The following is a 4889-nucleotide window of genomic DNA, read 5'->3' on the forward strand; positions in this document are numbered from 1 at the left end:
TATCCTTTTTCAGTCATTAATTTCTTAGCATGTTCTTCTGAAAAGAAAGAACCTACTGGTTTAGTTGGGTTCTTAAACCCTGCATCATTTTGGTCAACTATTACTTGAGTAACTACTGTTGCAACTTCCTTTTTTATGCCTCTTTTTCTCATTTCCGCTCTAATGCTTTGTTGTAAATGATATCCTATATAACCTTGACTCATGGCGCCACATTCTGGAAAAGGCATTATCGGACTGTTTTCATGTATTGAAGTAGCTGCTTCATAAGTAGCTACAAGTTGACCTACTTGAGGTCCATTACCATGAGCAACAATTACCTCATGCCCCTGTTCAATTAAATCTACAATAGCCTCCGAAGTTTGTCTTGCTGTTACGAGTTGTGCTTCTGCTGTAGTATCTTTTGGATTTGCTTGAAGGGCATTACCACCAAGTGCTATTACTATTCTTTCCATATTCATATCTCCTTTTATTTTAATTTAAAATTTATTAACTTTAGTATAGATTTTTATACTAAGAACCCCTTTTCATAATTTAAATAGCGACTTTTCCCGTAGCTACTTGATAAATAATATATATTGCTCCAAAAGCAATTAAAGCAGTCATTATCCATTGTCTTTTTGCTAACCAATTCTTTTCACCATTTTCTTTTCTAGCCATGGCGAAAAAAACAATTCCAGGAATATAAGCTATAAAGCAAAGTAGAGTATAATTTATACCTGAAGCTACAATTGCCCAAATTTGAAAAATTGCCGCTATAAAACCTATCATAATTTGTTTTATTTCACCTTTTTCATGTCTATCTATATAAGATATTTTAAATTGATACATTCCAACAAATAAATAACAAATTAATATTGAAGCAGTACAGAGAGAATAAGCAAATTGGTATGCTTTATCTGTAAATAAGAAAGTAAAAAGAAATAGTTGAATTAAGGCCGCTGTGATCATCAAAGAAAAAGTAGGTGAACCAGCTTTATTTACTTTACCAAATATTTTTGGCAGTAATTTTGCACGAGCCATTAAAAGAGTTGTTTCAGCTGGTAGCATCGTCCAAGATAACCATGCACCTAAAATTGAGATTATTAAACCTATGTTTATGAATGTGGCTCCCCACGATCCAACAACGTCTTTTAAGATAAAAGCCATTGCGGGAGTGGCTAAGTTTGATAATTGATCTTTGCTCATAAGGCCATAAGGAATCATGGACGTTAAAACATATATAATTAACAAACCTACTAATCCAAGAATAGTTGCCTTGCCAGCGTCGGATTTCTTATTAGCACGGGAAGACAGCATTGAAGCTCCTTCTATACCAACAAAAACCCACATCATAACCATCATACAGCTTTTAACTTGTGTGAATACATCTGAAAAGTTAAAATTAGTAGATACATTTCCCCAAAAATGATATGAAAATAAATCTACCTTAAAAGCTATAATACCTATGACTATGAATAAAAAGATTGGGATTAATTTAAATATTGTAACGATTGTATTTATAACAGCGGCGTCTTCAACTCCTCTATTAACTATAAAAGTAAGTGACCACATAAAAATACTAGCACCAATAATTGATGGAATATTTTGACCATTTCCAAAGACAGGAAAGAAGTAAGAAAGCGTACTCATAAGCATTGTGGCAAAGGCTACATTTCCAAGCCAAGCGGATAACCAGTATCCCCATCCACTAATAAAACCTCCAAATTTTCCGAAGCCCTCTTCCGCATAGCTGAATATACCATTTAATTCAGGCTTTTTCATTAATAAATTATTAAAAGATAACGATAACATTAAAATACCAAAACCAACAATTACCCATGCAATAATTACTGCTCCTGCAGCAGCACCTGATGCTAAGTCACTAGATATATTAAATATACCTGCACCTACTGAGGAACTAATAACTAGTGCTATTAATGAAAATAAGCCTAGTTTTTTTGAACTATCAGACATTTAAACCCATCCCTTTATCGTATTTTTTGTATAGTACAAATTCTTTTGGCGAGAGCAAAATTTTACCCTCGCCAATTAAATCTATGTATATTGAAAACATAATCCAATTAGAAGATCGCTATCAATATAACTTTTTCAAACTATTGTTCATTAGTCACCAAGTGTAGCAACCATAACTGCTTTGATTGTATGCATTCTGTTTTCTGCTTCATCAAATACTATAGAAGCTTCACTTTCAAATACTTCATCTGTAACTTCAACGCCATTCATTCCAAATTTTTCAAATACATCTCTGCCAACTCCAGTTTTTAAATCATGATATGCTGGTAGACAGTGCATAAATTTAGTATCTTTATTACCAGTAAGTCCCATCATTTCTTTATTAACTTGATATGGTTTTAATACACTAATCCTTTGTTTCCAAACTTCATCTGCTTCACCCATAGAAACCCATACGTCAGTGTAGATAACATCCGCATTTTTAACTCCTGCAGCCACGTTATCTGTAATAGTAATTTTTGCTCCTGTTTCTTTAGCAATTTCATTACATTTTGAAACTAATACCGCTTCTGGGAATAAACTCTTTGGTGATACGATTCTAAAGTCCATACCCATTTTAGCTGCACCTATCATAAGTGCATTTGCCATATTATTTCTACCATCGCCAGTATAAACAAATTTAATTTCGTTTAGTGGTTTTGAAAAGTGTTCTTTTATAGTTAGAAAATCTGCAAGAATTTGTGTTGGATGATCTTCAGTTGTTAATCCGTTCCATACAGGTACTCCTGCATATTTTGCTAAGTCTTCAACTATTTCTTGGCCATATCCTCTATATTCTATTCCGTCATACATTCTTCCAAGAACTCTAGCAGTATCTGCTACAGATTCCTTTTTACCAATTTGAGTTCCTGTAGGTCCAAGGTAAGTTACATGTGCTCCTTGGTCTAGTGCGCCTACTTCAAATGCACACCTTGTTCTTGTAGAACTTTTTTCAAATATCAGTGCAATGTTTTTACCTTTTAATGTTTGTGTCTCAGTGCCTGCATATTTAGCTCTTTTTAAATCTCTAGCTAAATCTAAAAAGTAGTTTATTTCCTTTGGAGTAAAGTCCATCAAAGTTAAAAAGTTTCTGTTTCTTAAGTTAAACATAATAAATTCCTCCTAATATTGTTGTTATTTTTTTATAAGTCATCTCTATTTAGTGGCATACTCATACATCTTGGGCCGCCTCTTCCTCTTGAAAGCTCGGCACTTGGCATTGTTATAACTGTTATACCACGTTTTGTTAAAATTTCATTTGTTACATAGTTTCTTTCATAAGTTATAACCTTTCCTGGTGCAATAGCAAGTGTATTTGATCCATCATTCCATTGTTCTCTTGCAGCTACAATAGAATCACCACCACCGCATCTTATTAATTCAACTGAAGGCAACTTTAATGCGGATTTCAATATATTTTCTAGTATATCTTTTTCTTGGTTAATAATTAATTCTCCATCAACGCCTTTTGTAATTTCAAAAACATTAAGCGGTCCTTCTATCTCTGGATGAATTGTAAATTTATCATAATCAACCATTGTAAATACAGTATCAAGGTGCATAAATGCTCTGCATACTGGTATCTCAAATACTAATACTTTTTCGAAAGAAGCATGTTTTTCGAACAAATTCCTTGCTACAATTTCTATAGCTTCAGGTGAAGTTCTTTGACTACATCCTATTGCAAGAGTTGTTGCGGATAATATAAGCTCGTCCCCACCTTCAATATTATTGGGAAGGGTTCTATCATACCAAAGTGGGACTTCATATTCTTTGAAAGAGCTATGATATTTATGAATAAATTCTAGGAACAACGTCTCACGTCTTCTAGCTTCAGTTTGCATAGTATTTATAGTAATACCATTTCCAATTGAAGCCCCTGGATCGCGAGTAAAGTAAAGATTAGGCATAGGATCTAAGTAGAATGGATACTGGTTTCCTATTAAACCTCTAAGAGAATACATATCCTTAACATCTATCTCGTTTTTTCTAACACCAGCCATAAGAATATCGATCATTTCTCTTGTAGGCTTGGACATCAAATAGTCATATAGAGATTTATATATTTCTTTATTACTAATGTGACTTTCTTGTAAAAACTGTTGTAAAAATATTTTTTTTATCTTATCATCATTTAAAGCATCAGTAGCAAGTTCTTCTAAATAAAGAACCTCCACATCGTTTTCCTTTAATATTTTAGCGAATATATCATGTTCTTTTCTAGCCACGTCTAAATAAGGAATATCATCAAAAAGTAATCTCTCAAGAAGAGCAGGCACTAAATTTTCTATCTCTCTGCCGGGTCTATGTAGCATTACTTTATTAAGTTTTCCTATTTCGGAAGTTACATTTATAAAAGATTTCATTTAATTTCCTCCTATATCGGTTTTTGTTTGCACCATCATTATAAGGTTTACGATTTCATAATTAAAATCTCATATTTGGGTGTAAATGCATATATATCCTACTCGCGAGTATTGATATAAATTTAACAATAAGTTTACGCGTTTAAGGTCTTATTTACTCAGTAATACTACATGTATCAACGTTTGAATTTTAAAATTCACGGTTTCATTGTATATATATTCACAAACCTTTAATTTGTTATGTATAACCATAAAAACAAGGCATAAATATCCAACTAAACTTTTTTTTCATATTTATACCTATAAATGTATAAAATAATCCATCTAAAAGTTAGGTAGTTCCTAAATGATTAATTGTTATATTAGCCATTGTTCATAAAAATTCATTTAATTCCATTATATTCAATTAAAATCCACATTAATTTTATTAATTTACATTTTGTTCATAACTTTTCGATTTAAAAGTAATAATGACAACCGAAATAAAAAATATATATTTCAACAGCTGTTGATTATTATAAAACGAAAAAA

General features: G+C 31.9%; 3 protein-coding genes and 1 pseudogene. All 4 read right to left on the reverse strand.

Annotated elements, in window-relative coordinates:
- A pseudogene (locus JJE11_RS14600) lies at positions 1 to 452 on the reverse strand (carbamate kinase); the annotation flags it as partial.
- Between the two features lie 79 nt (positions 453 to 531).
- The gene (gene arcD, locus JJE11_RS14605; RefSeq protein ID WP_291636895.1) at positions 532 to 1953 is read right to left on the reverse strand and encodes an arginine-ornithine antiporter; all 1422 of its coding nucleotides are present in this window, start codon (positions 1951 to 1953) and stop codon (positions 532 to 534) included.
- A 150-nt stretch (positions 1954 to 2103) separates the two neighbouring features.
- Positions 2104 to 3102 (reverse strand): ornithine carbamoyltransferase, encoded by a 999-nt coding sequence (gene argF, locus JJE11_RS14610; RefSeq protein WP_366927944.1) that lies wholly within the window; start codon positions 3100 to 3102, stop codon positions 2104 to 2106.
- 32 nt (positions 3103 to 3134) lie between these two features.
- A complete protein-coding gene (gene arcA, locus JJE11_RS14615) occupies positions 3135 to 4358 on the reverse strand; it encodes an arginine deiminase (RefSeq protein WP_291636896.1) in 1224 nt (407 codons plus the stop codon).
- Between the last annotated feature and the right edge of the window lie 531 nt (positions 4359 to 4889).

This window comes from Clostridium sp. (assembly GCF_016650095.1).
In the GTDB taxonomy this organism is placed as follows: domain Bacteria; phylum Bacillota; class Clostridia; order Clostridiales; family Clostridiaceae; genus Clostridium_AD.

What these genes read in the sequence shown, in the direction of transcription:
- argF (WP_366927944.1), bottom strand. Translation starts at nt 3,102, where the DNA reads ATGTTTAACTTAAGAAACAGAAACTTTTTAACTTTGATGGACTTTACT.
- arcD (WP_291636895.1), bottom strand. Translation starts at nt 1,953, where the DNA reads ATGTCTGATAGTTCAAAAAAACTAGGCTTATTTTCATTAATAGCACTA.
- arcA (WP_291636896.1), bottom strand. Translation starts at nt 4,358, where the DNA reads ATGAAATCTTTTATAAATGTAACTTCCGAAATAGGAAAACTTAATAAA.